This window comes from Agrobacterium burrii, assembly GCF_017313405.1.
GTDB lineage: Bacteria > Pseudomonadota > Alphaproteobacteria > Rhizobiales > Rhizobiaceae > Agrobacterium > Agrobacterium burrii.
The window spans coordinates 156,890-180,617 of sequence record NZ_JAFLNA010000004.1 but is presented as its reverse complement, the minus strand read 5'-3'; the positions used below and the strand labels follow the sequence as shown (position 1 = coordinate 180,617).

Below are 23,728 nucleotides of genomic sequence, written 5' to 3'. Positions count from 1 at the left end.
TCTGCCGCCGATTCCCTGATATCCAGAGAATATAATAGCACAGGGCGGCAGAACCAATCACCTAATGCGGGCTTATCCCCGGCTCAAATCAAAGCGACTGGAGTTTGCCCAGTTCCTTGGCCACCAGATAATAAAAGGTGACGCGCGACTTGGAGCGGTCCGCAGCCATGGTCTTGCAGACGGCGTCGATCGCCTTGTCGGCGCTATCGTCGGTCACGCCGAGCTTTTTGCCGCACCAGCTTGTCTTGACGCGCGCAAGCTCTTCCGGATCGGAAGCGGACACCAGCGATGAATCCCGGTTGCGCAACGCAATGCCGAGATGCTTGACGATTTTGCCTACGATGGCTTCATCGGCTGCCGCATCGTATTTCTTCACATCTGCGAGATAGTCGGTCATATCAACTCCTTCGTGTGTCCCCGGCGCCACGTTGCTTCTGGTGACCGGTTGCATGGAGAATGTGTCAGCAATCTCTCGTCGTCAAGAATTGTCTAAATAGCCAAGGTCAAACACGAAACCTTTTCATCGAATTGTCATAGCCCCCCTTTTCTCCGCCGGGCGAAACGCCTATATGAGCTTTGCCGGGGCAACCCGGCTATGGCGATAAACGGACGATGTAATAAACCTATTGGACCCGGGGGCGGTACCCGGCGCCTCCACCAAAAACCGGCGGGCTTTGTGAGAACGAGGCCGGCTTTTGATGGGGGCGAAATAGGATCGACAAGGGCGTAAAGATCGAACTTTTGCTCGGCATGATACCGCCGTTATCGGGTCACAAGTGTAGTTGCAAACGACAACAACGCTAAGGAATACGCTCTCGCTGCCTAATGGCGGTGCGGGAATTCCGCTCTAAGTCCTTACGGTTAGCCCCGTAAGGCGGGGTTCGGAGGTACCTGGCAACAGAAACCTCCACCTTCTCCATTTTGCCTGAATTGGTTATATGATAGCTGACTTGCGAACGGCATCGGCTTTTCCGTTGCTGCCGTTCAGGACATTGCGTATACTTGGGCAAAGCGCAGCCGTCTGGATCGAGTTCGATCTCCGGTTCAGGATTGCGCAAAGATTCAAAGTGTTACAGCGTCCTTGGCGCGCAAGGCGCGCAGCGCATTAAAAGACGTTCGAATAAGGGAAAGACAGGACCGCATGGGGCAGGATCATATCCGTTACGACATTCTCGCACAGGATGCCCTTCGCGGCGTTATTCGCAAGGTTTTGGGTGAAGTGGCCGCAACCGGCCGCCTGCCGGGCGACCATCATTTCTTCATCACATTCCTGACTGGCGCGCCGGGTGTGCGGATTTCCCAGCACCTCAAGTCGAAATACGCCGAACAGATGACAATCGTCATCCAGCACCAGTTCTGGGACATGAAGGTGACGGAAATCGGCTTCGAAATTGGCCTGTCCTTCTCGGATACGCCGGAAAAGCTGGTCATTCCCTACAACGCCATTCGCGGTTTCTACGATCCTTCCGTCAATTTCGAGCTCGAGTTCGATGTGCCCCTGGCCGACGAGGAAGAGATCGAAGAAGCGGAAATCACCGCTTATCCCGTTTCCAACGAGGCAAAGCCCGCTTCCACCTCCGAGACACCCAAATCCGGTGAGGAAAAGAAGGAAGGTTCCGTCGTTTCGCTGGATGCCTTCCGCAAGAAACAATAACGACCTTTTTTCCGCCCCCGAAACCCAAGGATACATATCCGCATGGCTGCCGATATCGTCAATCTGCGTCAGTTTCGGAAGCAGAAAGCCCGTAACGAAAAGGAAAAACAGGCGGAACAGAACCGCCTGTCCTTCGGCCGCAGCAAGACCGAAAAAAATCTTACATCGGCCCTCAATGAGAAAGCTGAAAAAGCGCTCGATCAGGGACGGCTCGAAAAGGATGATGGCGGGGCCGACAGGGACTGACGATCGGACCTGCCGCAGCGAACTCCCCGCAAAATCGGAAATCAATCGCGAAACAGAGGCTTGCCGGCGAAACATGATTCAGATTTCCAGCCGGAGGCCGATCTGATGATCCGCAAGCACTCAGCCACATTGCACGGCCACCGCACCAGCATTTCACTTGAAGATGCCTTCTGGGAAGAACTGAAGACGATTGCCGAAAAGCGCAAGATCAGCTTCGCCGCCCTGCTCGCGGAAATAGATGACAACCGGCCCGCCGACAGCAATCTGTCCTCGTCTTTGCGCGTTTATGTGCTGAACTGGCTGAAGACCCGGTGATTTTTCCCTCCAGCCGACGACATGTGCACCGGCCCTGATCTTCCAGCCCACAGACTACAAACATTCCTGCCAAAAAACTCGTAACGTCGCGAAAGCATTCATTAAACATTAGCAGCCTAATCTGCGCTGCAAGGCATTCCCGTATTGCGTAGCCTTGTTTTCAGTCTTTGTTTCATGGTTTTCCAATCCACACATCCGCCACGAAGCGACCAATGGTTTCTGCCGTTTCGGGAACAAGCGCCGCTGTTTCCGTCCTTTCCTCTTCATCCACCTCCTCTTCAAGCGTTTCCGAGCTAAAATCGCAGATTGCCGAAAAGCAGTCGGAGCTGGCCCAGACCACCGAAGCGAAAGCCCTGGAAGAACTGAAAAGCGCCATCGCATCGCTCAAGGCTCAGCTTGAAACTCTCGAAAACAGCGCCGACAAATCGGCAGCTTCAGGCGGCAGCGCGGATAAGCCCAGCCTGTCTGGAGAGAGCAGCAGGATTGGTACGAAAAATTTCGATGCCGAGACGCCCTTCGGCGAACGCGAGAGCTGGATTTGATCGGCTGCCGGGTAATTCGGGAAAGACCGCCAAAAACACAAGTATCCAGATCGCGCCAGCATTTGTCCTGAGCCAATGTCATGAGCCGTTGCCAGACACCCTTCCTCTGGCTTGACCGAGGTCGCGCAACCGGGCGCAACGATGGCCATAGATCCCCGGGAAAAGGAATGACCCCGTTTTGGGTGCCAGATTCCACATCCTGCAAATCTGAATGCAATCTACCTTCACTTTTCAAACAGGCTATGGATTGACTGGCGCATTTTCCGGCGCCAGGTCCCGGATCGCATTTTCCGTCGGCGGCACGACCAGAACTGGCGCAGATTGCCGCTCGGGCACGGGCTGCTGCTGTTGTTGCTGTTGCTGCAACCGTTCCTGCTGTTCTTTTTCCTGACGAAGACGTTCCTCGGCGGCAGCCTTCAGCCGGGCCTCCTCTTCCGCCTTTGCTTTAGCCTCCGCCTCCACCCGCTCCTTTTCAGCCTGCCGCTCGGCCGCCTGGGAGCGGTAAAGCGCCACTTCGCGGCGCAGGCGCTGCTTTTCAAGAACGCTGGCCTGCATGGCTTCCACCCGGCGGCGCTCCTTTTCGAAAGACCTGAGCGACAGGTAATTGCTGAGTGCCGAAACATCGGTCGTCAATGCAGGCGCTGCCAGCGGACCGTTATAGTTAAGGCGTAGCGAAGGTTCGGCTCCCGCAACCGCTTCGGCACCGGGATTGAAGAGAAGATCGAGATCACCATTCACGGTCGATGCGGCAATATCCACCGTCGCATCACCGGCAAGCGTCACCGGATCGATCCCGGCGCGCAGATTCTGGAAATGAAGCGCACCGCCATTCAGCGAGAACGGCAGAGCCACATCACCGAGCCCGATTTCACCCTGCCACAGGTTCTGGTCCACCAGCGGCCGCACTTTGGGCGCATCGATCGGCTGCTGCAAACCATCCGCCGCCTGCAGGATCGGCGGCAGGGCGCCGGGATTGAGCCCCTTCAGCACCAGCCCGCCAGCACGGATTTCACCTGAACCACCTGCCGATTTCAGAATCTCACCGACACTCTTGCCCGTCGATTCGGCCGTCAGGTCGATGGCAACCCGGCCGGTCGCCACCGGGCCATTGGCGTTCGCCCACAGGATAGGCTCCGGATTGGCGTCGGTCACCGCGATCTTGGTGCGGAAAATCCCCGCCCCTTCACCCGTGGACATGGCAAGCCGGCCCGTGAGCTTGCCGCCCATGAAACCGCCAGTGACATCGTCGAGTGAGAGACTGCCCGAATCATGCGTGACCTTGGCCGCCAGACCGGTGATCGTGCCAAAGGGACCCGCTTCGAAATTCTCCGCTTTCAGCGACAGCGAGGCCTTGAGCTGCGGGAAAGCGGCCATGGCCAGCGGCTTGGCGTTGAGCGCGCCACTTTCCGGATCGATCACCGGCCCGTAGATCGCATCCCCCAGCCAGGCGAGATCGGCGGTCCTGACCGACAGATCACCGCTGACAGGATAAGGCGCGGCGCGCTGAACCGCGAGATTGCCGGAGAACGGATTGCCACCCACCTGCCCGCCAACGGAGGAAAAAGCGATTTTCTGCGCGTCGATCGCCACTTTCGCATTGGCCTTCACGGCCATGCCGCCGCCGAGTTGCGGCAACCCCACCGCATTCATGATGAGATAGGGCTCGATATCAGCACTTTCGAGCGCCACATCCGCGCTGCCTTCGCCAAAATTGGCGGCAGCCACGGCAAACGAACCATTCATCGAAAAATGCGTCCGCTCCGTCGAGAAGCGGATATCGGTCTGGGCGGGTGAGCCGAGCGTGCCATTGAGCTTGACCGAGAGAAGCCCCTCGCCATCCGCATCGAACGGCAACGGGTCAAGCCCCGCCTGTCCGAACAGGATCGCCGTCGACTGGTTTTTCAACACCGCTTCCAGCGACATCGCCGTATCGTCGGTGATCGACAGGAAATCCGGCATCTTGGCAACGGCCGACAGGCGGCTGCCATTGACGGTGCCTGACACGGCAACATTTGCCCCGCCATTGTCGCTGTTGACCGAGACATCCATGGCAAGGTCCGAATTGGCGTACCAGGGCGCACTCGCCGCCAGACGGCTGAGGAACGGGTGGTTCGGCAACTTCTGCTGCAACATGGTGAAGAACGGCTGCATGTCCGTCGCATGCAGGTTCACCGTGCCCTTGCCCGCATATTTCAGCAATGAGCCCTGCAGCTGCCCTGTGGCCTTGACCTCGGCGCCGGCAATATCGCCAGCCGTCATGTTTTCGAGCGTCAGAACACCGCCAGCCATGGTGAAGGCGGTTTCGACATGGTTTGCAGTCACGCCGGCCATGTTGAACCGGTCGGCCTTGAACTTGGCATCGATGCGATGATCGAGAACCGAGCTTCCAACCTGATCGCCCAACGCCAGACTGCCGAGCGCCTTCAGCGCATCGAGATCGATTTCATTGCCGGCAAGATCGATGGAAAGATTGGAGGTCTTGCCATCGGAGCGCCGCTCCAGCTCACCCTTCAGCGAAGCGTCGCCGATGGCAAGCTCGAGATTGTTGAACCGCTGGTTGAGCGTCGTCAGCGAAACATCGGCAGAAAAACCGGCCGCATTCAGCTGCCGGATCGCCGGATCGACGGAACCGGAAAGCCAATTGGCAAGCCCCGAAGGCTGGTTGGAGGCGAGAAGCAGATTACCGTTGAAGGCCGGGCCGCCAAGTAATGTCAGCGATCCCTTGGCTTCCAGCTGCGTCCTGCCCGGCAGCGTCGCAACCGCATTCACCACCTGCCAGCCGCTGCCTTCCGGGCGCACATCCAGCCGGATGTCACGAATGGTCGTGTCGTCGGAAACCAGCGCCGGAAGGCTGATGCTGGCCTTGCCCGGCACCTGCGGCACCGGAATGCGCGCCACCATGGCCGCAAAGGCCTCGATGCGCTGGCGCACCGAGACGGTGGGCTGGCGCGAGGTCTTGCCCGTTTGCACGACGGGTGGTGCAAAGCGGGCGACATCGATCTGCTGGCCATCCGCCGTCAGCAGGAATTCCGGCTTCGCGCCGGTATCAAGCGTCGCCTCGCCGGTCACGACGTAAGGATTTTCGCTGCCGCCGAGTTCCATACGGTAGCTCGGGATGCGCACACTTTCGTTCGTCAGTTCGAAACTGCCGCGGGTGCGCGGCGAAGAAAAGAGCGATTGCCCGGCCTGCTGCTTCTGCTTTTCGTCTTCGCGGAAGATAAACGAGAAAGAGCCGCTAAAGGCAGGCTTTCCGGCCGTTGCGGCAATCGCGCCGTCCAGATCGACCTCGACCGGATGTTCGTCCGGCACCACGCGGACCCTCAGGCCCATGCGGCCAGCAGCATAATCCGGCTCGCTGCTGGAGAGCGAGAAGGAACCCGGATGCCCGTCAACGGCAGCACGGCCCTCCGCCTTCCACGGCCCGGCCAGCGAATTGGCGGACATGTCGGCGTTAAGGCCGGTCACGACACGGTTGCGGCCGGATTGCTCGTCGATGAATTCGATCTGCCCGCCTTCGATCTGCACGCTTTCCAGAACCACGGTGCGGGCGGGAATTTCCGCCCGGCTGCCACGCATCCAGTCCAGCGTGCCGTCTTTCAACAGCCGGATCTTGGCCTTGGGTTCCTCAATGCGCATGTCGAAGATGCGCGCCTCGCCGGAAAGGAAAGGTGCCAACTCGGCATCCATGGAAAAACGCGCCACCTGGATCAGCGGCGATCCATCCGCATCCGTTCCGGCGCGCACATCATGCAGCGTCACCGAAGGGAAAGGCAGAATACGTGCCTCGACCCGGCCGTGCACCACCACCTTCTTGCCCAGAATGCGGCTTGCCTGATCCTCGAAATCGCGGCGGAAATCCGTCCAGTCGACGAAATAGGGAATGAGCAGCGCCGAAAACAGCACCAAGGCCAGCAGTCCGCCCAGAAAAACCAGAATACGCCCGAGCACTGACCTGCATCTCCCTTCGCGAACGCTGCAAACCTATTCTTTTCTGCCTTAACGGCAAGCAGCCTTTTGTACCAATCAAATGTGAGGATGATCAGACAAGACGGAACAATTTGCCCGGATTGAAGATATTATCCGGGTCGAGCGACGTTTTGATGGCACGCATCACATCCAGCGCATTTCCTGCTTCTTCGGCCAGAAAACTCATCTTGCCCTGACCGATGCCATGTTCGCCGGTGCAGGTGCCGTCCATGGCGATCGCCCGGCGGTTGAGGCGGGCGACGAACGCTTCGGTTTTCGCAACGCTTTCGGCATTCTTGCCATCGAACAGAATAAGGACATGAAAGTTCCCGTCCCCCGCATGGCCGACGATTGGCGCCAAGAAGCCGTTTTCAGCAATATCCCGCTGCGTTTCAACCACGCAATCGGCCAGTCTTGAAATCGGCACGCAGACATCGGTCGATAGCCCGTCGAGGTCAGGCGCGAGCGCCCGCGAGGCCCAATAGGCGTCATGCCGTGCCTTCCACAGCTTGTTGCGCTCGGCCGCATCGCCCGTCCAGCGGAAATCGACGCTGCCACATTCGGCTGCGATCTCGGCAAATTGCTGCGATTGCAGCGCCGCTGTCTCTTCCGTGCCGTGAAACTCCACGAAAAGTGTCGGCTTTTCTGCGTAGTTCAGACCGGAATAGGCGTTGCAGGCGCGCACCTGCACCTCGTCCAGCAATTCGATGCGGGCAACCGGAACGCCCATCTGGATCGTCATGATAACGGCGTCACAGGCCGCCTTGATGCTATCGAAGGTGCAGACCCCGCCGGCGATCTTTTCCGGTATGCCCTGCAGCCGCAGCGTGACCGAGGTGATGACGCCGAGCGTCCCCTCCGCACCCACGAAAAGCCGCGTCAGATCGTACCCGGCGGACGACTTGCGGGCGCGGCGTGCCGTGCGGATTTCCTCACCATTGGCGACGACGGCGGTGACGGCCAGCACATTGTCCTTCATCGTGCCATAACGCACGGCATTGGTGCCGGAGGCGCGCGTCGAGGCCATGCCGCCGATCGAGGCATTGGCGCCCGGATCGATCGGGAAAAACAGGCCGGTATCGCGCAGGTAGACATTCAGGTCCTCACGCGTCACGCCCGGCTCCACCGTCACGTCAAGATCTTCGGCATTCACCTCAATGATGCGATTCATCCGGCTGAAATCGATGCAGATTCCGCCACTCGGCGCGTTGACCTGACCTTCCAACGAAGACCCCGTTCCGAAGGGAATGACCGGCACCTTATATTGCGCACAGGCCTTCACCACGGCTTTCACATCGTCAGCGCTTTCGGCAAAGACAACGCCATCCGGCGACTGCAGGGTCAGGTAAGTTGTGGTGTGGCCGTGCTGCTCGCGAAACGCCTGTCCAGTCTGGAGCCTTTCGCCCAGCTGCTGCTTTAGCACTGCGAGCACTGAGGCAATACCCTCTTCGTTCCGCTCACCCGCCACCACATCTTTCAGCGCCATCATCCATCTCCACAGCAACATCCGCCCGTAACGGAGCAGATCCGTCACGAAATTCCGTCAGGTGGTATGGGATAAGGTTAACCCTTTGTCCAGCATCGGAATTGCGCCGGACGCGGTTTAGCGAAAACCTCGTTCTACTCCGCAGCCAGCAGCGGCTTGTCTTCCTCCAGCGCCTTGCGGCGGGCCGCAAGTTCGAGTTCGCGGTGGAGGCGGATTTCCTCATCCGCCTGCGGTTTGGCGAAGCGGGCGATCAGCAGGTAGGAGACCGGGGTGATATAAAGCGTCACCAGCGTCGCAAAACCGAGACCGCCGACGATGACCCAGCCGAGCGCGATGCGCGCTTCCGCACCCGCCCCCTGCGCCAGCACCAGCGGCACGCCGCCGAGAATGGTGGCGATCATCGTCATCATCACGGGGCGCAGGCGGATGCTGGTGGCCTTTTCGATGGCTTCGCGCACGGTTGCGCCCTGATCGCGCAGATGGTTGGCGAATTCGACGATGAGGATGCCGTTCTTGGCCATCACGCCGACGAGCAGCACGAGACCGATCTGGCTATAGACGTTGAGGCTCGATCCGGTAACCAGCAGCGCGATGACCGCGCAGGCAAGACCGAGCGGCACCGTGGACATGATGATAACCGAACTCAGCACGCTTTCGAACTGTGCGGCGAGCACGAGGAAGATGATGGCGATGGCGAAACCGAAGGTCAGCAACATGCCGCTCGAATTTTCCTCAAGCGTCGCCGCTTCACCGAGCGGCAGCAGGCGGGCGCCGGGCGGCATTACCGATTGCGACAGCTCATTCACCTTTTGAAGGGCCTCACCAAGCGAAACGCCGTCCTTGAGGTTGGCGGTGAAGCCGACGGAGGGAAGCTGCTGCTCGCGGTTCAGCTGCGGGGCAACTGCATTTTCCTTGAGCGTGGCAATGACCGACATCGGCACGATCTTGCCGTCGCCCGTTTTCAGGAAAACGTTTTCAAGATCGGTCGGATCGTTGATCGGCCGGGTAGACGATAGCAGCCGCACCGGGATCGCATCGCCATCCACGAAGACATCGACGATCGAGCGTCCTTCCAGCAGCGACTGCATGGCGCGCGACAGGCCGGTGATATCAATACCGAGATCCGACGCGCGTTCACGGTCGATGGAGACGGAGATTTGCGCCTGATTGGGCTCGTTGTCGAAGCGCGGCGTGTCGAACAGGCCGCTTTCTTCCATGGAAAGCAGCAATTTCTGCGTCGCCGCCGTCAGCGCCGGATAATTGCTGCCGACCATAGCCATCTGCAACCCGTTGCCGGCACCGCGAATTCTGAGGCTGTTCGGCTGCATCGCATTGCCGCGCAGCGCCGGTACGCTGTTGGCAGCGGAGGTTACGTCGGTAGCGATCTGGTTCTGCGTGCGCTCACGATCGGCCCACGGGGCGAGCGTCAGCACCATGAAACCGGTATTGGACGAACCGTTCATGCCGGTGATGGAGTAGATATTGCGGATTTCGCCACTGTCGCGCAGCGGCTTCAGGTTTTCCTCGATCCGCTGCAACTGGTCGCGGGTATATTCGAGGCTGACGCCCTGCGGCGCGGTGACCCGCATCATGATCGAGGCGCGGTCCTCGCGCGGCGTCAGCTCGTTCTGGATCATGCCGAAGGCGATCCACGACAGGCCGGAAAAGATCAGCGCCACGACGATGACGATCAGCGGATTGTTGAGGCAGGCGGCAAGCGTCGTCTTATAGGTGGAGGCAAAGACATTGCCGAACCAGGCAAGCGGTCCCGTCGGTTCCTTCAACCCTTCCTTGAGCATGCGCGAGGCCAGCATCGGGCAAAGCGTCAGAGCCACAATTGAAGACAAGCCCACCGCGAAGGCCAGCACAAACCCGAATTCACGGAACAGACCTCCAAGCTGGCCCGGCAGGAAGGAAAGCGGAATGAACACGGCGGCAAGCGTCGCCGTCGTTGCGATGACCGCGAAGAAGACTTCCTGCGTGCCGAGAACGGCTGCGGCCCGCGGCCCCATCCCCTCCGTGCGGCGGCGCACGATGTTTTCCAGCACCACGATGGCGTCGTCGACAACCAGACCGGTCGCCAGAACGATGGCGAGCAGCGTCAGGATGTTGACCGAAAAGCCGACCATATAGATGGCGACAATGGTGCCGATCAGCGCCACTGGCATGGTGATCGCGGGAATGAGTGTGGCGCGCCAGTCGCGCAGGAACAGGTAAAGCACCACGACGACGATAAGCGCGGAAAGTCCGAGCGCCAGTTCGACCTCGTGCAGCGCGCCTTCGATGAAGACGGCGTCATCGCTGGTGACAACGATACGCGTGCCTTCCGGCAGATTGGCCGACATGGCATCAACAGCGGCCTTCACGCCCGTGGAAATACTGAGCGTGTTCGACTGCGCCTGCCGGATGACGCCGAGACCGACGCCCTGCACGCCGTTGGAACGCAGCGAGGTGGATTCATCATCCGCACCCAGCATGACGGTCGCGACGTCCCTCAGGCGAATATTGTTCTTGATCAAAAGATTGGAGAAATCTTCGGGCTTCGTCAGGCTGGCCGTGGCGCGCACGACAATGTCCTGCGTCGTGCTTTTTAGCGATCCCGCCGGCACGTCGAGGGCAGCACTCGCGAGCGCGTTCGAAACATCCGTGACCGTCAGCCCACGGCTGGCAAGTGCCGCCTGATTGAGATCGACGCGGAAAACCTTTTCCTGATCGCCGTAAAGCTCCACGTCCGCCACGCCGTCGACGGCGGCCAGACGGTCGATGATCTCGTCATCCACCAGCTTGGTCAGGTCTTCCATGCTGAGCGTGGTCGAGGTGACGGCAAGGCGCATGATCGGCTGGCTGTCGGAATCCGCCTTGATGATCTGCGGCTCGTCGGCATCGTCAGGCAGCTGGTTGGTGACGCGGCCGATGGCATCGCGCACGTCGTTTGCGGCAACCGGCAGATCGACATTGTCGCCGAATTCCAGTGTCACACGGCTTGTGCCGAACTGCGAATTGGAAGAGATGGATTTGACGCCACTGACACGCGCAACAGCGCCTTCGATGGTCTGCGTCACTTCCTGATCGATGGTCTCGGGTGCCGCCCCCTCATAGGTGGTCCTGACACTGATCGTCGGTCGGTCGACATCAGGTAGTTCGCGCACTTCGACGCCGACCAGCGCGGCAAGGCCGGCAACAACCAGCAAAGTGTTGAGAACCGCCGCCAGAATAGGCCGGCGGACGAACAAGGCGGTAAAGGCGATCTTGGAATCTTGACCGGCAGGCGGTTGCGTCGTCATTGGCTGGCAACCTCTTCAGGCTTCGGCTGATTGCCGACACGGACCGCGCCGCCTTCTCTCACACGCTGCAGACCTTCGATCACGACAGGCTCGCCCTCCGCCAACTCGGCCTTGACCAGAACCGCATCGGGGTTGCGCTGCACGATCTGTACCCGCACCTTGTGCGACTTGTTGTCGGCAACGCGCCAGACATAGGAGCCTTCCGCGTCCCACTGCACGGCCAGAGGATCGACCGAGGCATAGGTTTCGCCGACAAAACGCATGGTGACGCCGAAGGACATGCCGGCCCTCAGCTCATCCTTCTCATTGCCAAACTTCGCCCGGATACGGATCGTGCGGCTTGCCTCGTCAACGCGGTTATCGACGGCCTCGATCTCACCCTTGAAGGTCTCACCGGGCCGGGAAATCGACGTCGCTTCCACCGGCATGCCGACCTTGATCGCGGTTACGAAACGCTCGGGAGCCCAGAAATTGACGAGAATTTCGGAGCGGTCGTCAATGCTGACGATGGTCGATTGCGTGGTGACATTGTCACCGATGTTGGCAGCGACGATACCCGCAACGCCTTCGATCGGCGCGACGATGTCGCGACGCTTGAGGTTCAGCTCAGCAGTGCTCAGCGCAAGTTTGGCAGCCTCTTCGGCAATCTCCGCATCCAGCACGTCAAGACGGGAGACGGATTTCAGGTTCTTATAGGAACTGGATTTTTCAACCGCGCTGCGCAGCGTGACCTGCGCCTTGTCCCGTTCGATCACCTGCTCCTCATCATCGAGCCTTGCAAGGACCTGCCCCTTCACGACGCGGGCACCGGAGGAGGTGCGGATTTCCGAAACGGTGCCGGAGACCTGCGGCATGACGACGACCGACTGGATCGCCTCGCCGTTGCCAATGGCATTCAGGCGATCATTGACCGTGCCTTTTTTGACGGGAGCCATCACCACCAGAGTCGCGTTGCTGTTGCGACGCGCACCGCCGGCATTCTGGCCCGCTGGCGTGCTAGGGCTTCCGGCGCCGGATGCGGCAACCTCGATCGCACCGGCCGGCATTTTGCCAAGCCCGATAGCAGCGAGAACATTGCGGGCTTCGGGCGAATAAAAGCCCCAAAGACAGAGCCCCGCTCCCACCACGGCAACACTGACACCCACCTGTTTCCAGACCCGCATATATTTCTCCGGTTGATCCGCTCAGTAAAATGGAGTTCCAAACCGAACCCCGTTGGAACGCGCAAAGTATTCCTGCTTGCCTTAACGAAGGCAACGCACAAAACCGTTCCTTACATAATTGTAATTTGTGATGAATTTTCGTCGGAAAGCATCGCGCAACCGTTTCTGTCGCAAATCTCCGCCGATCGGTTACTCTAAAAGCCGAAAACCATTCCCGGAGGAAGCCATGAGCACCGTGACGAAAGCCGAAAACCCGCAAGCCGACCCGCGCGTCAAAGCCGTGTTCGATGATATCCGCACCACCCGCAAATCGGATTTCATCAACAATATGTGGCTCTATCTCGCCTTTGATCCTGATCTGCTGGAAAAGACCTGGGCCGAGGTCAAGGCCGTGATGGCGACACCTTCGGCGCTCGATCCCGTGGTCAAAGAAATGCTCTATATCGCCGTTTCCGTCACCAATGGCTGCTCCTATTGCGCCCATTCCCACACGGTGGCCGCAAAAGCCAAGGGCATGACCCGCGAGCAACATGCCGATCTGATGCGGGTCATCGCCCTTGCCGCCAAGACCAACCAGCTTGCCGTAGCGCTGCAATTGCCTGTTGATGCCGCTTTCGACGCCGACAGGCAGGCTTGAGACGAAGAAAATGCCTTGGAATAGGCGTTTTGACTGACGATACCGGAATAAAAGCAGAACACGGTTCTGGCCTTTATATCCCGAATCACTACATTGGGCCGCATGAGCAACAGTTTTGACGATATGCCGTTCTTCGATGAAGAACCTGAGGTGCCGCGCAAGGCGACGAACAACGCCGATGCCGGCAAGGGCGGTGGGCTTGGCATTGCCGCGCGCGCCATGGCGGCACGCGATCAGGCGCGGCCCACACCCGATTATCTTTCCGGCCTCAATCCGGAACAGCGCGAGGCAGTGGAAACGCTTGACGGGCCCGTTCTGGTGCTGGCCGGCGCCGGCACCGGCAAGACCCGCGTTCTGACGACCCGCATCGCCCATATTCTGGCGACCGGCCGCGCCTATCCCAGCCAGATCCTTGCCGTGACCTTCACCAACAAGGCCGCCCGCGAGATGAAGGAACGTATCGGCGTTCTGGTCGGCGGCGCAGTCGAGGGCATGCCGTGGCTCGGCACGTTCCATTCCATTGGTGTCAAACTGTTGCGCCGCCATGCCGAACTCATCGGCCTGAAATCGGATTTCACCATTCTCGATACCGATGACGTGGTGCGGCTTTTGAAACAGCTCATCCAGGCCGAAGGTCTTGATGACAAGCGCTGGCCGGCCAAACAATTCGCCGGCATGATCGACGGCTGGAAGAACAAGGGCCTGACGCCGCCGGATATTTCGGAGGGCGACAGCCGTGCGTTCGCCAATGGCAAGGGCCGCGAACTCTATGCCGCCTATCAGGCCCGGCTGAAAACGCTGAACGCCTGCGATTTCGGCGATCTGCTGCTGCACCCGATCAGCATCTTCCGTCGTCACACCGATATCCTGAACGAATATCACCAGAAGTTCCGTTATATTCTGGTCGACGAATATCAGGACACCAACACGTCCCAATATATGTGGCTGCGGCTGCTTGCGCAGCGCCCGAAAGGCGAACCGCAAAACGTCTGCTGCGTTGGCGACGACGACCAGTCGATCTATGGCTGGCGCGGGGCCGAAGTGGACAATATCCTGCGTTTCGACAAGGATTTCCCCGGTGCAAAGGTCATCAAGCTGGAACGCAACTACCGCTCCACCGAACATATTCTCGGCACCGCCGGCCATCTGATCGCCCACAATGAAGGACGTCTCGGCAAGACGCTGTTCACCGAGCGCAGCAGCCCTGATGACGAAAAGGTCATGGTGCATGCCGCCTGGGATTCCGAAGAGGAAGCCCGCGCCGTCGGCGAGGAGATCGAGCAGCTCCAGCGCAAGAACCATAAGCTGAACGACATGGCCATCCTCGTTCGCGCCTCCTTCCAGATGCGCGAATTCGAAGACCGTTTCGTCACGCTTGGCCTCAATTACCGCGTCATCGGCGGTCCGCGTTTTTATGAGCGCCTCGAAATTCGCGATGCCATGGCCTACTTTCGCGTTGTCTGCCAACCGGCCGATGACCTTGCATTCGAGCGCATCGTCAACACGCCCAAGCGTAGCATTGGCGAAACCACTAAAAGCGCCCTACACGCCTATGCCCGTGTCCGCGATATTCCCATGCTGGCGGCGGCAGCTGACATCATCGAAACCGACGAACTGAAGCCACAGGCGCGCAAAGCGCTGTTCGATGTGGTGCAGAATTTTCGCCGCTGGCAGGGCCTCCTGGAAAATACCGAGCACACCACGCTTGCCGAGCAGATCCTCGACGAAAGCGGCTACACCGCCATGTGGCAGGCCGACAAGACGGCGGAAGCCCCCGGACGGATGGAGAACCTGAAAGAACTTATCCGTTCGATGGAATCCTTCGAAAGCATGCGCGGATTTCTCGAACACGTCGCGCTTGTCATGGACGCGGAACAGAATGCGGAACTGGATGCCGTGTCCATCATGACGCTGCATTCCGCCAAGGGTCTGGAATTCGACACCGTCTTCCTGCCCGGCTGGGAAGAAGGCCTGTTCCCGCATCAGCGGGCGCTGGACGAAGGCGGCCGCTCCGGTCTCGAGGAAGAACGCCGTCTTGCTTATGTCGGTATCACCCGCGCCAAGAAGCTTTGCCATATCTGGTTCGTGTCGAACCGGCGTATCCATGGATTATGGCAATCCACCCTGCCCTCGCGTTTTCTGGAAGAACTGCCGCCCGCCCATGTGGATGTCGCGGCATCCGACAGCAATTACGGCGGTTATGGCGGGCGCGGCGGCTACGGTCAGTCCCGCTTCGACAAGGCGGAACCCTTCGCCAATAATTATTCCACCCCCGGCTGGAAACGGGCGCAGGCCAACAAGTCGGACGCCACCCGCGATAACTGGGGCACACGCTCCGGCCATGCGGTCGAGCGGATCGGTTATGGCGAAAGCGGCCCGCGCACCCGCACGATTGATGGCGAGCTGGTGGCCAAGTCCGTTGCCGATACCCCGTCGAAATTCTTCGTCGGCGACCGCGTTTTCCACATGAAGTTTGGCAACGGCAATATCTCCGCCATCGAGGGCAACAAGCTGACCATCGATTTCGACCGCGCCGGACAAAAGCGCGTGCTGGATGGATTTGTGGAAAAGGTTTGATTCGAACGGTTAAGACAGGTTCAAGACAGCTTTTTCCATAGCCCACGTCATGCCGTTGCAATAAAGAAATTGCTACACGACAGTGAAAACCGGGCGAGGACCGCTTTGCATATTTTACCGAAAAGCCAGCGCAAGCTTGCCGTTTTCCTGATCAACATGGATAGCGCCACCAAGCGCCTTGAGGATATGACTGCCCGGCTCGACGCGATCGGGCTGCAGGCGGTGCGTATCGCCGGCGTCAATGGCCGCGAACTGAATTATCCGATCCCGGAATTCAGCGAGATTTCCTACATGCTCATGCATGGCCGGCGCACGTCACCGCCGGAAATCGGCTGTTATCTCAGCCATGTCGCCTGCGCCAATAAATTCATGGATGGCGACGCCGATATCGCGCTCATCCTTGAAGACGACGTGGTCTTCGACAATGATTTTCTGAATGCAATCGATGAGGCGGTGCTGAACGGTGGTTACTGGGATTTGCTGCGGCTGACGACAGTCAGCAACGGTCGCAAATTCCCGTTTCGCCCGCTTTCCAATGGCCGTTCGCTGGCCATTGCCCTGACGCGGGAAAAAGGCTCAGGCGCCTATCTCGTCAACCGTCGCGCCGGAAAATGGATATCGAAACTGATCCCCATGCGGTTGGCCTATGATATCGCATTCGATCTGGAATATCTGGCAGGCCTGAAGGGGGCTTTCATCTACCCGCTCTGCGCCACGCAGGATGCGGATGGGGAGAGCCAGATTCAGAACAATCTGCGCATTTACCGCCTGCCGCGCTGGCGTTATTTTACGGTACTGCCCTATCGCGCCTATCTGGAAACCAGCCGTTTTCTTCTGCGCGGCCTCCGATTCGCCATCGCCAGGCTGAGTGTCACGCTCGAAGGCGGCAAGGGCAAGACTGCTCCCGCCGGCAATTGAACAAGCTGGATCATGCCTCGCCGGGCGTGAAGCCGACGAGATAAACCGCCGCAATCACGGCTGCGAGAATGAAAATCGAAATGACGAAAATCGTCATCCGGTTCAATGGCTTGCGTGTCGTTTTCTTCATGCTGGAATAATGCGCGGCAGGGTCACTGGTTCCGTAGCGCACAGGATAATGCCACCTGAAGCCGAGAAACGGCGCAATTCGATTCCGCTTCAGGCACATATCGGCTAAAGCTCGGATATCTCTTCAGCTTTCCCGGCACGCCACAACAGACCCGCCATGACAGATATGACGCATCCCCGCCTCAACCCGCTGCATCTTGCCGCCGCCTTCGCGAGCGGTTGTCTTTTGACCCTGATGGTGCATTTCAACGGCCAGCTAGCCCATTACGGCAGTGCGCTGTTTTCCTCGTGGACGGCGCATGGCACAGGGACGGTGGCAGCGCTCATCTATCTCGCCATCATGCGCCCGAAGAAGGACCCCGCGGCACCGGCAAAACCAAAGGCGCCGCTCTGGGCCTATTGCGGCGGGGTCGTGGGTGCGGCCATCGTCATCCTCACCTCCACCGCCGTCAATTCGCCGCTGGCGCTTTCCGGCACCATAGCGCTGGGTCTCGGCGGGCAGGTGATCTTCAGCCTGTTGGCCGATCTTTTCGGCCTCTTCGGCCTGCCGAAACGGCGTCCGGATGTGCGGGACATGGCAGCGGTAGCGCTGATCCTCTGCGGCAGCGCACTCATCATTCTGGTCGGGAGAACGGCATGATCGTCTGGATCGCGATGGCCTTTGCCGGCGGCGTCTTCGTGGCGCTGAGTCGCCAGATCAACGGCCGCTTGAGCCTGTCGAACTCACCGCTTATCGCTTCCTTCTGGAACCATATCGTTGGCTTTGCCGTGCTGACCGTCATCGGCCTCATCGTCGGCGGTCTCATTCCGCCGGGCGCGGCCGATGCACCGTGGCTCGCCTTTATCGGCGGGCCGATCGGCGTCGTCTTCATCGCCTCGGGCAGCTGGCTCATCCCGCGCATCGGCGCGGTCAATACCGCACTTCTGGTCATCAGCGGCCAGATGGTGTCAGGCGTTGTGCTCGATCTTTTCAGCGATCATCCGCCAAAAATCTGGACAAGCGCGCTTGGTATTCTTCTCATCCTCGCCGGCATGGTGCTGACGCAACGGCGCAGCCGTTGATGAAATTCAAATAAACTCAGGAATCGTTGCCGCGCGAGAACATGCTGAGCAGCGTCTTGCCGCCACTTTTACCGCCGCTGCTGGCAAGCGTCGGTCGGTTACCGTTCAGTTTCGGCACCACGATCATGCGCTTGACTTCGCCGCGCTTGAAGGCGGCCAGGAAGCGGGAATAATCCCGGAACACGACACAGCCATTTGATTCGCCGCGTTTCGCCAGCATGTAGGTATGGGCAAGAAGTCCATCGCGGCCATGCGGGTTGACGCCATTTTCCGGTGTCAGGCGAATGGCTTCGACGCCATGAAACCGCGCTTCGCGCATCGTCAGACGATAGCTGGAGGGCGGCGTAGAGCCGCGCATTCTGACGTGAACAAAGTCGGGATTGTCGCGCATCTTGCCGATGCCGGAATGCGCTTCCAGCTTCTCGCCATTCGGCATGTGAACCGTTCCGGAGGAAATATCGTAAATCGCCGTGCCATTGCCGCGATCCGGCCACGGAACCGCATCCATCTTGCTCGGCTCGCGCATCGGATTATCTGGCTTTGCAAAGGCAAGCATGGCACCGGTGCCCTGCTTCGGCTGCTGCGGCGCGCGCAGCGGAACCGGCGCATCAAAATCGGGGGCTGAAGCAACAGCAGCCTTGGAAAGGGCGGGACGCGGCGACGGCTCAACCGTCTCGGCCGCCGCCACTTCGGGCCGGAAGCTCGGAAGCGGCACATCATCAGGAAGCAGGCTGCTCGCCTCTTCCTCGATCTGCGGGCGTGCCAGCGCCACTTCGAATGCCGGATGTTGCGAGGCAGCGATTTGATAGGCCACATCAGTGGTGCGCCCAAGCGCCGAATCGACGATTGCCGAAGGCCTGAGCGCGGCAAGTTCCTTCACCGTCGCCTGCCCTTTGGCATTCGCCGCCGCGCCAAAACGCTCGCGGAATTCCTTCGCGCCGATCTCCGGCATCATGCCGGCAAAGCGAACGGCCTTCTGCGGGCCATGGCTGTGATCGCTCAGGCGGGAAAACTTGCGAACGTGAATATCCCGCCCCCGCGCGTGGCCGATCGCCGCCTCGGCGGAATCAAGCCTAGCCACCAGCGTCTTTTCAAATTGCCCAACGCCATGCGAGGCGGCCGCCATGCTATGCAGCGATGCGAAGGCTGCAAAGGCGAAAAGCCCGGCAAAGGCACCGCCGCCGAGCAGCGCGGACATTCGGCCAAGCGAAAAGGATTTGCCTTTCTTGAGGCAGGACGACCCGGCAAGACCGGCGCCATTATAGGCCGCAGCAGAAAACGCCATGATACTCGTTACTCGAACCGTTCACGCACACCCGGACAATGCCGGTGGGATTTTGGGGCATCCGAACAGCGGGTGAACACCACGCCCCTTTCGGAACTGACTGGTTCGAAGCATGACGAATTATGGTAACCAAAGTGTTTACGAGTCCCTGCAAAAATACTTCGTTAAGGTCTGCGCATGTCAGGCGAAGGCGAAACGATGACTGTACTGGAACGGCGTGCATTACATCGCTCGTCCTGAAAAATGCCCCGCGGGGCGTCATCGGCCTTTAAAGTTTCCGTCGCCGCATCGTCAGGTAAATTCCGACTTGGCCGGAAATTTGCTGAAAATGCGGCAGGACTGCGACGGGACAAGCTGTCGTCATCCACCAGTCACGTGGGCACAAAGGTTGAATGGGGACTTGATCCGCCAAAGCCGGCTTGGCATCCTGTTGGCAAAAGGGAGGCACATCATGAAGGCGCTGCTGCTCATCGACATCCAGAACGGCTTTTGCCCCGGCGGCAATCTGGCCGTTACCGAAGGCGACAGGATCGTGCCTGCCGCCAATGCCCTGATCGACAATGGCGGTTATGACCTCATCGTCGCCTCGCAGGACTGGCACCCGGAAAACCACGGCAGTTTCGCCTCCCAGCACCCCGGCAGGAAACCTTTCGACATGGGCGAACTTTCCGGCAAACCACAGATGATGTGGCCGGACCATTGCGTGCAGGGCACGCAGGATGCGGAATTCCACCCCGATCTGAAGACGGAAGCATTCGACTATATTCAGCAGAAGGGTGAAAACCCCGCCGTCGACAGCTATTCCGCCTTTCGCGACAATGACCAGTCGGCGACAACAGGCCTTGCCGATTATCTGGCCCGTCAGGGCGTGACGCAGCTCGATATATGCGGCCTCGCCACCGATTACTGCGTCAGTTTTTCGGTGCTCGATGCCATCGCCATGTTACCCGGTATCAAGGTCCGTTTCATCGAGGATGCAAGCCGCGGCATCGATCCACAGGGCATAAAGGCCGCGATTGCGGCCATGCGGGAAAAGGGCGCCGCGATCGTCAACAGCCGCGACATATTGCGCGACTGACCGCCCCTTTAACGCAACCTCGGTTTTTCCAGCACGTCGATGTCACCGGCCGCGTCCTCAAGACGCCGCAGGATTGCAGCATGTGCATCCTTCAGCCCCTGATTATAGAAAACATATCCGACCTCCTCGGCCAGAAACTCCACGAAGATTTCCGCCTCAAGAAGCCCCATCTCGGTTTCGGTCTCCCGGGCAAGGTAGTCCTTGATACGCGCGGCCAGGACCGCCTTTTCCTGCTTTTCGAGCATTGATCTTCCATGATTTCACGGTGTGGATGCACCGGCGAAACCCGATGAGGTCTTTCGTCCGGCGCTGACTGTCGGCGTTACCGTAACGGAAGCTTCAAGGGAATCAATCGATCCATTCATGCAATTCGTTTGCCAGCCGGCCGGGACGGCGATAGAGCGGCGGCAAGGAGTTTCCAGAGAATGTTCAATAAAGATTTTCGCGAGGGACTGAGGACCGGTTTTCCGATCGCCCTTTCCGCCGCCCCCTTTGGCGCGCTGTTCGGCGCGGTTGCAGTCGATAACGGCCTGAGCGTCACCGAAGCCACGATCATGAGCGGTACCGTCTATGCCGGCGCAAGCCAGCTTGTCGGCATCGAACTGTTTGGCCAGAAGGTCGCCCCATGGCTGATCGTTCTTTCCGTCTTCGCCGTCAATTTCCGCCATATCCTTTATTCGGCAGCCATCGCCCGAATGATCTCCGGCTGGTCGCTGATGCAGAAAGCTGCCGGCTTCTTTGTGCTGGTGGATCCGCAATTCGCCGAATCGGTCCGCAAATACGAGAACACCGGCACAGTCGGTTTTTCCTGGTATATGGGCTTTGCCGCGCCGGTCTATGTGCTGTGGCTGGCCATGACCATTCTCGGCGCCTCGCTCGGCAACCTCGTCGGCGATCCCAAGGCCATCGGCCTCGATGTGCTTTTGCCGATCTATTTCATGGGCATGGTCCTGAGCTTCCGCCAGCGGGAGAATTTCTACCCCGTGATGCTGGCAAGCGCAGCCGGCGCAACGGTCGCCTATCACTTCGTCGGCTCGCCCTGGCATGTCAGCCTCGGGGCGATTGCCGGCATTCTCGTTGCCGTCCTTTATCCGCCCAAACCCAACGGCGAGGCCAATCCTGAAAACAGGGTGGAAACGCCATGAGCGACATGCTCCATACCGACACGATGATCCTGATCGCGCTCGCCGCCATCGCCACCTATCTCACCCGCATCGGCGGTTATGTGCTGATGACGCGGATGAAATCCATCCCGCCGCGCATGGAAGCCGGCCTGAACGCCGTGCCCGTTGCGGTTCTGACCACGCTTGTCGCACCCGCCTTTTTCGAAGGTGGATACGAGGTGAAGATCGGCATGGTGGCAGCCCTTCTGGTCTGCCTGCGGTTTCCCGGTCTGACGATGTTGGCAATCGGCTGGGCCGTCGTCATCGCCATCAGGCATTTCGGGCTGCTTTAAGCGACCCTCTCCAGTGGCCTGGTCGCGGCAACAAGCCAGGCTTTCACCTCTTCATCGGTGATCAGCGGAGAGAGCTTCTCCAGAACGTCGGCGTGGTAGGCATTCAGCCAGTCGAGTTCCTCGTCGGTCAGGAGTGACACGACGACAAGCCTGTTGTCGATGGGGCACCAGGTCAGCGTCTCAAAGGAGAACATTGGCTGGTCGCCGCCGGCCACCTCCTGCGCCTCCCGCACATAGATCAGGTTCTCGATGCGGATGCCGAAAGCACCGGGGCGGTAATAACCCGGCTCGTTCGACAGGATCATTCCCGGCAGCAGCTCCTGCGTCGAAAGCCTCGCGATACGCTGCGGTCCCTCATGCACCGAGAGATAGGAGCCGACGCCATGGCCGGTGCCATGAGCATAATCGGCGCCTGCCTTCCACAGCGCGATGCGCGCCAGGGGATCAAGGTCGCAACCGCGCGTTCCCTTCGGAAACCGTGCGGTGCTGATGCCGATCACCCCCTTAAGCACCAGCGTGAAGAAACGCCTCTGCTCTTCCGGCACCGTGCCGATTGCGACAGTACGGGTGATGTCGGTGGTGCCGTTGACATATTGCGCACCGGAATCGACGAGGAACATCTCGCCATCGGCAAGTGTGCGATCCGTGTCGGTGGTGACACGGTAATGGATGATGGCGGCATGTTCGCCAGCGCCGGAAATCGTGTCGAAAGATACATCCTTCAACGGGTTCTGCATCGCCTGCCCCACTTTGGCCCGCGCTGCCTCCAGCGCCTTGACCGCAGCGATCTCGGTGACGCTGCCCGGCTGCTGGCGGTCCAGCCAGCTCAGATATTCGACCATGGCCGCGCCATCCTGCATGTGTGCTGCGGCAGAACCGGCAAGCTCCGCCTTGTTCTTGCAGGCGCGCGGCAGGCGGATCGGATCTGACGTCTCCACCAGTATACCGCCCGCTGCCGTGATTGCGCCCGTCAGCGCCACCGGCGTCAGATCGGCATCGACCATGACCCGGCCCTTGGCGCTGGCAATCGCATGCAGGCGGTCGGCAATTTTCGATGGCGGCAACTGCGTCGCCAGTTGCGCCAGATAGGCCTCGACCTCGATGCCGGTCTTGCGCTTGTCGAGAAAAATATCCGTCCTGCCATCGGCATAGATGATGGCGCGGGCAAGCGGATGCGGTGTGTGCGGCACGTCATTGCCGCGAATATTGAAAATCCAGGCAATGGAAGACGGATCGGTAACCAGCAGGGCATCTGCCTGCTTGGCCGAAACCGTCTCCGCCAGCAGCGCGATCTTTTCCTTCGCCAGCTTGCCCGTAAAGGCTTCCGGCTGGATAATAACGGGCTCCAGCGGCTCGGACGGACGGTCCTGCCACAGGGCATCAAGCGGATTGCGCTCCAGCAACACGACGGAGCCGCCCCTGGCCGCAAGCGCCTTTTCCAGCCGCTTCAATTCAGCGCCGGTATGCAGCCACGGATCGATCCCCAGTCGGAAGCCCTGCGCCGCATGTTCGGATAACCAGACGGAAGGCGGCGCCCCGACCAGATCACCGCCCGTGAAGACGGATTGGTCGACCTGCGACTTGAGCTGCGTCGTATACCGGCCATCGACGAAAACCATGGCCTCGCTGCGTGTTACCAACGCGATGCCGGCCGAACCGGTGAACCCCGTCAGCCAGGACAGGCGCTCGGCGCATTCCGGCACATATTCTCCCTGATATTCATCGGCGCGCGGCACCAGAAAACCGTCGATAGCCAGCGCGTCGAAACCGGCGCGCAGCGCCTCGACACGGGCCTTGCCAAATTGCGGCGCGGATTTGTTTTCGAAGGTCTGGAACATGGGCGTCTTTCGGGAACTGTCATGAGGAAAGCGGTTCATTCACGCCGTCAAATCATTGGCGCACAACGACAATGCCACGTGGGCAAACCCGG

20 protein-coding genes and 1 other RNA gene are annotated in these 23,728 nt (G+C 59.7%); 13 read left to right on the top strand and 8 right to left on the bottom strand.

Going from position 1 to position 23,728, the window contains the following annotated elements:
• Positions 1–88: 88 nt before the first annotated feature.
• A complete protein-coding gene (locus tag JZX89_RS09720) occupies positions 89–397 on the bottom strand; it encodes a DUF2853 family protein (protein ID WP_207133947.1) in 309 nt (102 codons plus the stop codon).
• A 142-nt stretch (positions 398–539) separates the two neighbouring features.
• Here JZX89_RS09720 and ssrA point away from each other — a divergent pair.
• The 5 genes from ssrA to JZX89_RS09695 all read left to right on the top strand — a co-directional run bounded on the left by ssrA (position 540) and on the right by JZX89_RS09695 (position 2,757).
• Positions 540–912: a transfer-messenger RNA gene (ssrA, locus tag JZX89_RS09715) on the top strand.
• Positions 913–1,141: 229 nt separating this feature from the next.
• Positions 1,142–1,654, top strand: a complete 513-nt coding sequence (locus tag JZX89_RS09710) for an SspB family protein (protein WP_207133946.1) — start codon at positions 1,142–1,144, stop codon at positions 1,652–1,654.
• Positions 1,655–1,696: 42 nt separating this feature from the next.
• Complete coding sequence (locus JZX89_RS09705) at positions 1,697–1,900, top strand: DUF4169 family protein (RefSeq protein ID WP_149900216.1); 204 nt, start codon at positions 1,697–1,699, stop codon at positions 1,898–1,900.
• Between the two features lie 105 nt (positions 1,901–2,005).
• Positions 2,006–2,215, top strand: a complete 210-nt coding sequence (locus JZX89_RS09700) for a ribbon-helix-helix domain-containing protein (RefSeq protein WP_065113731.1) — start codon at positions 2,006–2,008, stop codon at positions 2,213–2,215.
• Between the two features lie 212 nt (positions 2,216–2,427).
• Positions 2,428–2,757 (top strand): hypothetical protein, encoded by a 330-nt coding sequence (locus JZX89_RS09695; RefSeq protein WP_207133945.1) that lies wholly within the window; start codon positions 2,428–2,430, stop codon positions 2,755–2,757.
• A 240-nt stretch (positions 2,758–2,997) separates the two neighbouring features.
• Here the strand turns inward: JZX89_RS09695 and JZX89_RS09690 are convergent, their stop codons facing one another.
• The 4 genes from JZX89_RS09690 to JZX89_RS09675 all read right to left on the bottom strand — a co-directional run bounded on the left by JZX89_RS09690 (position 2,998) and on the right by JZX89_RS09675 (position 12,656).
• Positions 2,998–6,705 carry an AsmA family protein gene (locus JZX89_RS09690; RefSeq protein WP_207133944.1) on the bottom strand — a complete coding sequence of 1,236 codons (3,708 nt, stop codon included), beginning with the start codon at positions 6,703–6,705 and terminating at the stop codon, positions 2,998–3,000.
• A gap of 91 nt (positions 6,706–6,796) precedes the next feature.
• Positions 6,797–8,209 (bottom strand): FAD-binding oxidoreductase, encoded by a 1,413-nt coding sequence (locus JZX89_RS09685; protein WP_207133943.1) that lies wholly within the window; start codon positions 8,207–8,209, stop codon positions 6,797–6,799.
• A gap of 134 nt (positions 8,210–8,343) precedes the next feature.
• The gene (locus JZX89_RS09680; protein ID WP_207133942.1) at positions 8,344–11,493 is read right to left on the bottom strand and encodes an efflux RND transporter permease subunit; all 3,150 of its coding nucleotides are present in this window, start codon (positions 11,491–11,493) and stop codon (positions 8,344–8,346) included.
• The gene (locus JZX89_RS09675) at positions 11,490–12,656 is read right to left on the bottom strand and encodes an efflux RND transporter periplasmic adaptor subunit (protein WP_149900211.1); all 1,167 of its coding nucleotides are present in this window, start codon (positions 12,654–12,656) and stop codon (positions 11,490–11,492) included. Before JZX89_RS09675 ends, JZX89_RS09680 begins: the two co-directional genes overlap by 4 nt.
• A gap of 226 nt (positions 12,657–12,882) precedes the next feature.
• Between JZX89_RS09675 and JZX89_RS09670 the strand changes: the two genes are divergently transcribed.
• From JZX89_RS09670 to JZX89_RS09650, 5 genes are all read left to right on the top strand, one after another.
• A complete protein-coding gene (locus tag JZX89_RS09670; protein ID WP_207133941.1) occupies positions 12,883–13,293 on the top strand; it encodes a carboxymuconolactone decarboxylase family protein in 411 nt (136 codons plus the stop codon).
• A 102-nt stretch (positions 13,294–13,395) separates the two neighbouring features.
• Positions 13,396–15,870, top strand: coding sequence for an ATP-dependent helicase (locus JZX89_RS09665; RefSeq protein ID WP_207133940.1), 2,475 nt, complete (start codon positions 13,396–13,398; stop codon positions 15,868–15,870).
• 105 nt (positions 15,871–15,975) lie between these two features.
• Entirely contained in the window at positions 15,976–16,788 is an 813-nt protein-coding gene (locus JZX89_RS09660) for a glycosyltransferase family 25 protein (RefSeq protein ID WP_207133939.1), read from the top strand.
• 286 nt (positions 16,789–17,074) lie between these two features.
• Positions 17,075–17,557: a DMT family transporter gene (locus JZX89_RS09655; protein ID WP_149900207.1), complete on the top strand. Its 483-nt coding sequence runs from the start codon at positions 17,075–17,077 to the stop codon at positions 17,555–17,557.
• Positions 17,554–17,979, top strand: a complete 426-nt coding sequence (locus JZX89_RS09650) for a DMT family transporter (RefSeq protein WP_207133938.1) — start codon at positions 17,554–17,556, stop codon at positions 17,977–17,979. Before JZX89_RS09655 ends, JZX89_RS09650 begins: the two co-directional genes overlap by 4 nt.
• A gap of 16 nt (positions 17,980–17,995) precedes the next feature.
• Here JZX89_RS09650 and JZX89_RS09645 read toward each other — a convergent pair whose 3' ends face one another.
• Entirely contained in the window at positions 17,996–19,264 is a 1,269-nt protein-coding gene (locus tag JZX89_RS09645; protein WP_207133937.1) for a DUF2778 domain-containing protein, read from the bottom strand.
• A 451-nt stretch (positions 19,265–19,715) separates the two neighbouring features.
• On the opposite strand from JZX89_RS09645, the gene pncA reads away from it, so the two are divergent.
• Complete coding sequence (pncA, locus tag JZX89_RS09640; RefSeq protein WP_149900204.1) at positions 19,716–20,342, top strand: bifunctional nicotinamidase/pyrazinamidase; 627 nt, start codon at positions 19,716–19,718, stop codon at positions 20,340–20,342.
• An 8-nt stretch (positions 20,343–20,350) separates the two neighbouring features.
• On the opposite strand, the gene JZX89_RS09635 is transcribed toward pncA, so the two are convergent.
• The gene (locus JZX89_RS09635) at positions 20,351–20,587 is read right to left on the bottom strand and encodes a DUF2164 domain-containing protein (protein WP_046798086.1); all 237 of its coding nucleotides are present in this window, start codon (positions 20,585–20,587) and stop codon (positions 20,351–20,353) included.
• Positions 20,588–20,767: 180 nt separating this feature from the next.
• On the opposite strand from JZX89_RS09635, the gene JZX89_RS09630 reads away from it, so the two are divergent.
• Entirely contained in the window at positions 20,768–21,487 is a 720-nt protein-coding gene (locus JZX89_RS09630) for an AzlC family ABC transporter permease (protein ID WP_142840253.1), read from the top strand.
• Positions 21,484–21,798, top strand: a complete 315-nt coding sequence (locus JZX89_RS09625; protein WP_046798084.1) for an AzlD family protein — start codon at positions 21,484–21,486, stop codon at positions 21,796–21,798. Before JZX89_RS09630 ends, JZX89_RS09625 begins: the two co-directional genes overlap by 4 nt.
• Here the strand turns inward: JZX89_RS09625 and JZX89_RS09620 are convergent.
• Complete coding sequence (locus tag JZX89_RS09620; RefSeq protein ID WP_207133936.1) at positions 21,795–23,636, bottom strand: aminopeptidase P family protein; 1,842 nt, start codon at positions 23,634–23,636, stop codon at positions 21,795–21,797. The two genes, JZX89_RS09625 and JZX89_RS09620, sit on opposite strands and share 4 nt — an antisense overlap.
• Between the last annotated feature and the right edge of the window lie 92 nt (positions 23,637–23,728).

Excerpts from the sequence above, each read along its gene's own strand:
- JZX89_RS09680 (WP_207133942.1), bottom strand. The coding sequence starts at position 11,493 with ATGACGACGCAACCGCCTGCCGGTCAAGATTCCAAGATCGCCTTTACC.
- JZX89_RS09710 (WP_207133946.1), top strand. The coding sequence starts at position 1,142 with ATGGGGCAGGATCATATCCGTTACGACATTCTCGCACAGGATGCCCTT.
- JZX89_RS09670 (WP_207133941.1), top strand. The coding sequence starts at position 12,883 with ATGAGCACCGTGACGAAAGCCGAAAACCCGCAAGCCGACCCGCGCGTC.
- JZX89_RS09625 (WP_046798084.1), top strand. The coding sequence starts at position 21,484 with ATGAGCGACATGCTCCATACCGACACGATGATCCTGATCGCGCTCGCC.
- pncA (WP_149900204.1), top strand. The coding sequence starts at position 19,716 with ATGAAGGCGCTGCTGCTCATCGACATCCAGAACGGCTTTTGCCCCGGC.
- JZX89_RS09665 (WP_207133940.1), top strand. The coding sequence starts at position 13,396 with ATGAGCAACAGTTTTGACGATATGCCGTTCTTCGATGAAGAACCTGAG.
- JZX89_RS09685 (WP_207133943.1), bottom strand. The coding sequence starts at position 8,209 with ATGGCGCTGAAAGATGTGGTGGCGGGTGAGCGGAACGAAGAGGGTATT.
- JZX89_RS09630 (WP_142840253.1), top strand. The coding sequence starts at position 20,768 with ATGTTCAATAAAGATTTTCGCGAGGGACTGAGGACCGGTTTTCCGATC.
- JZX89_RS09695 (WP_207133945.1), top strand. The coding sequence starts at position 2,428 with ATGGTTTCTGCCGTTTCGGGAACAAGCGCCGCTGTTTCCGTCCTTTCC.
- JZX89_RS09655 (WP_149900207.1), top strand. The coding sequence starts at position 17,075 with ATGACAGATATGACGCATCCCCGCCTCAACCCGCTGCATCTTGCCGCC.
- JZX89_RS09705 (WP_149900216.1), top strand. The coding sequence starts at position 1,697 with ATGGCTGCCGATATCGTCAATCTGCGTCAGTTTCGGAAGCAGAAAGCC.
- JZX89_RS09645 (WP_207133937.1), bottom strand. The coding sequence starts at position 19,264 with ATGGCGTTTTCTGCTGCGGCCTATAATGGCGCCGGTCTTGCCGGGTCG.
- JZX89_RS09675 (WP_149900211.1), bottom strand. The coding sequence starts at position 12,656 with ATGCGGGTCTGGAAACAGGTGGGTGTCAGTGTTGCCGTGGTGGGAGCG.
- JZX89_RS09620 (WP_207133936.1), bottom strand. The coding sequence starts at position 23,636 with ATGTTCCAGACCTTCGAAAACAAATCCGCGCCGCAATTTGGCAAGGCC.
- JZX89_RS09720 (WP_207133947.1), bottom strand. The coding sequence starts at position 397 with ATGACCGACTATCTCGCAGATGTGAAGAAATACGATGCGGCAGCCGAT.
- JZX89_RS09700 (WP_065113731.1), top strand. The coding sequence starts at position 2,006 with ATGATCCGCAAGCACTCAGCCACATTGCACGGCCACCGCACCAGCATT.
- JZX89_RS09650 (WP_207133938.1), top strand. The coding sequence starts at position 17,554 with ATGATCGTCTGGATCGCGATGGCCTTTGCCGGCGGCGTCTTCGTGGCG.
- JZX89_RS09635 (WP_046798086.1), bottom strand. The coding sequence starts at position 20,587 with ATGCTCGAAAAGCAGGAAAAGGCGGTCCTGGCCGCGCGTATCAAGGAC.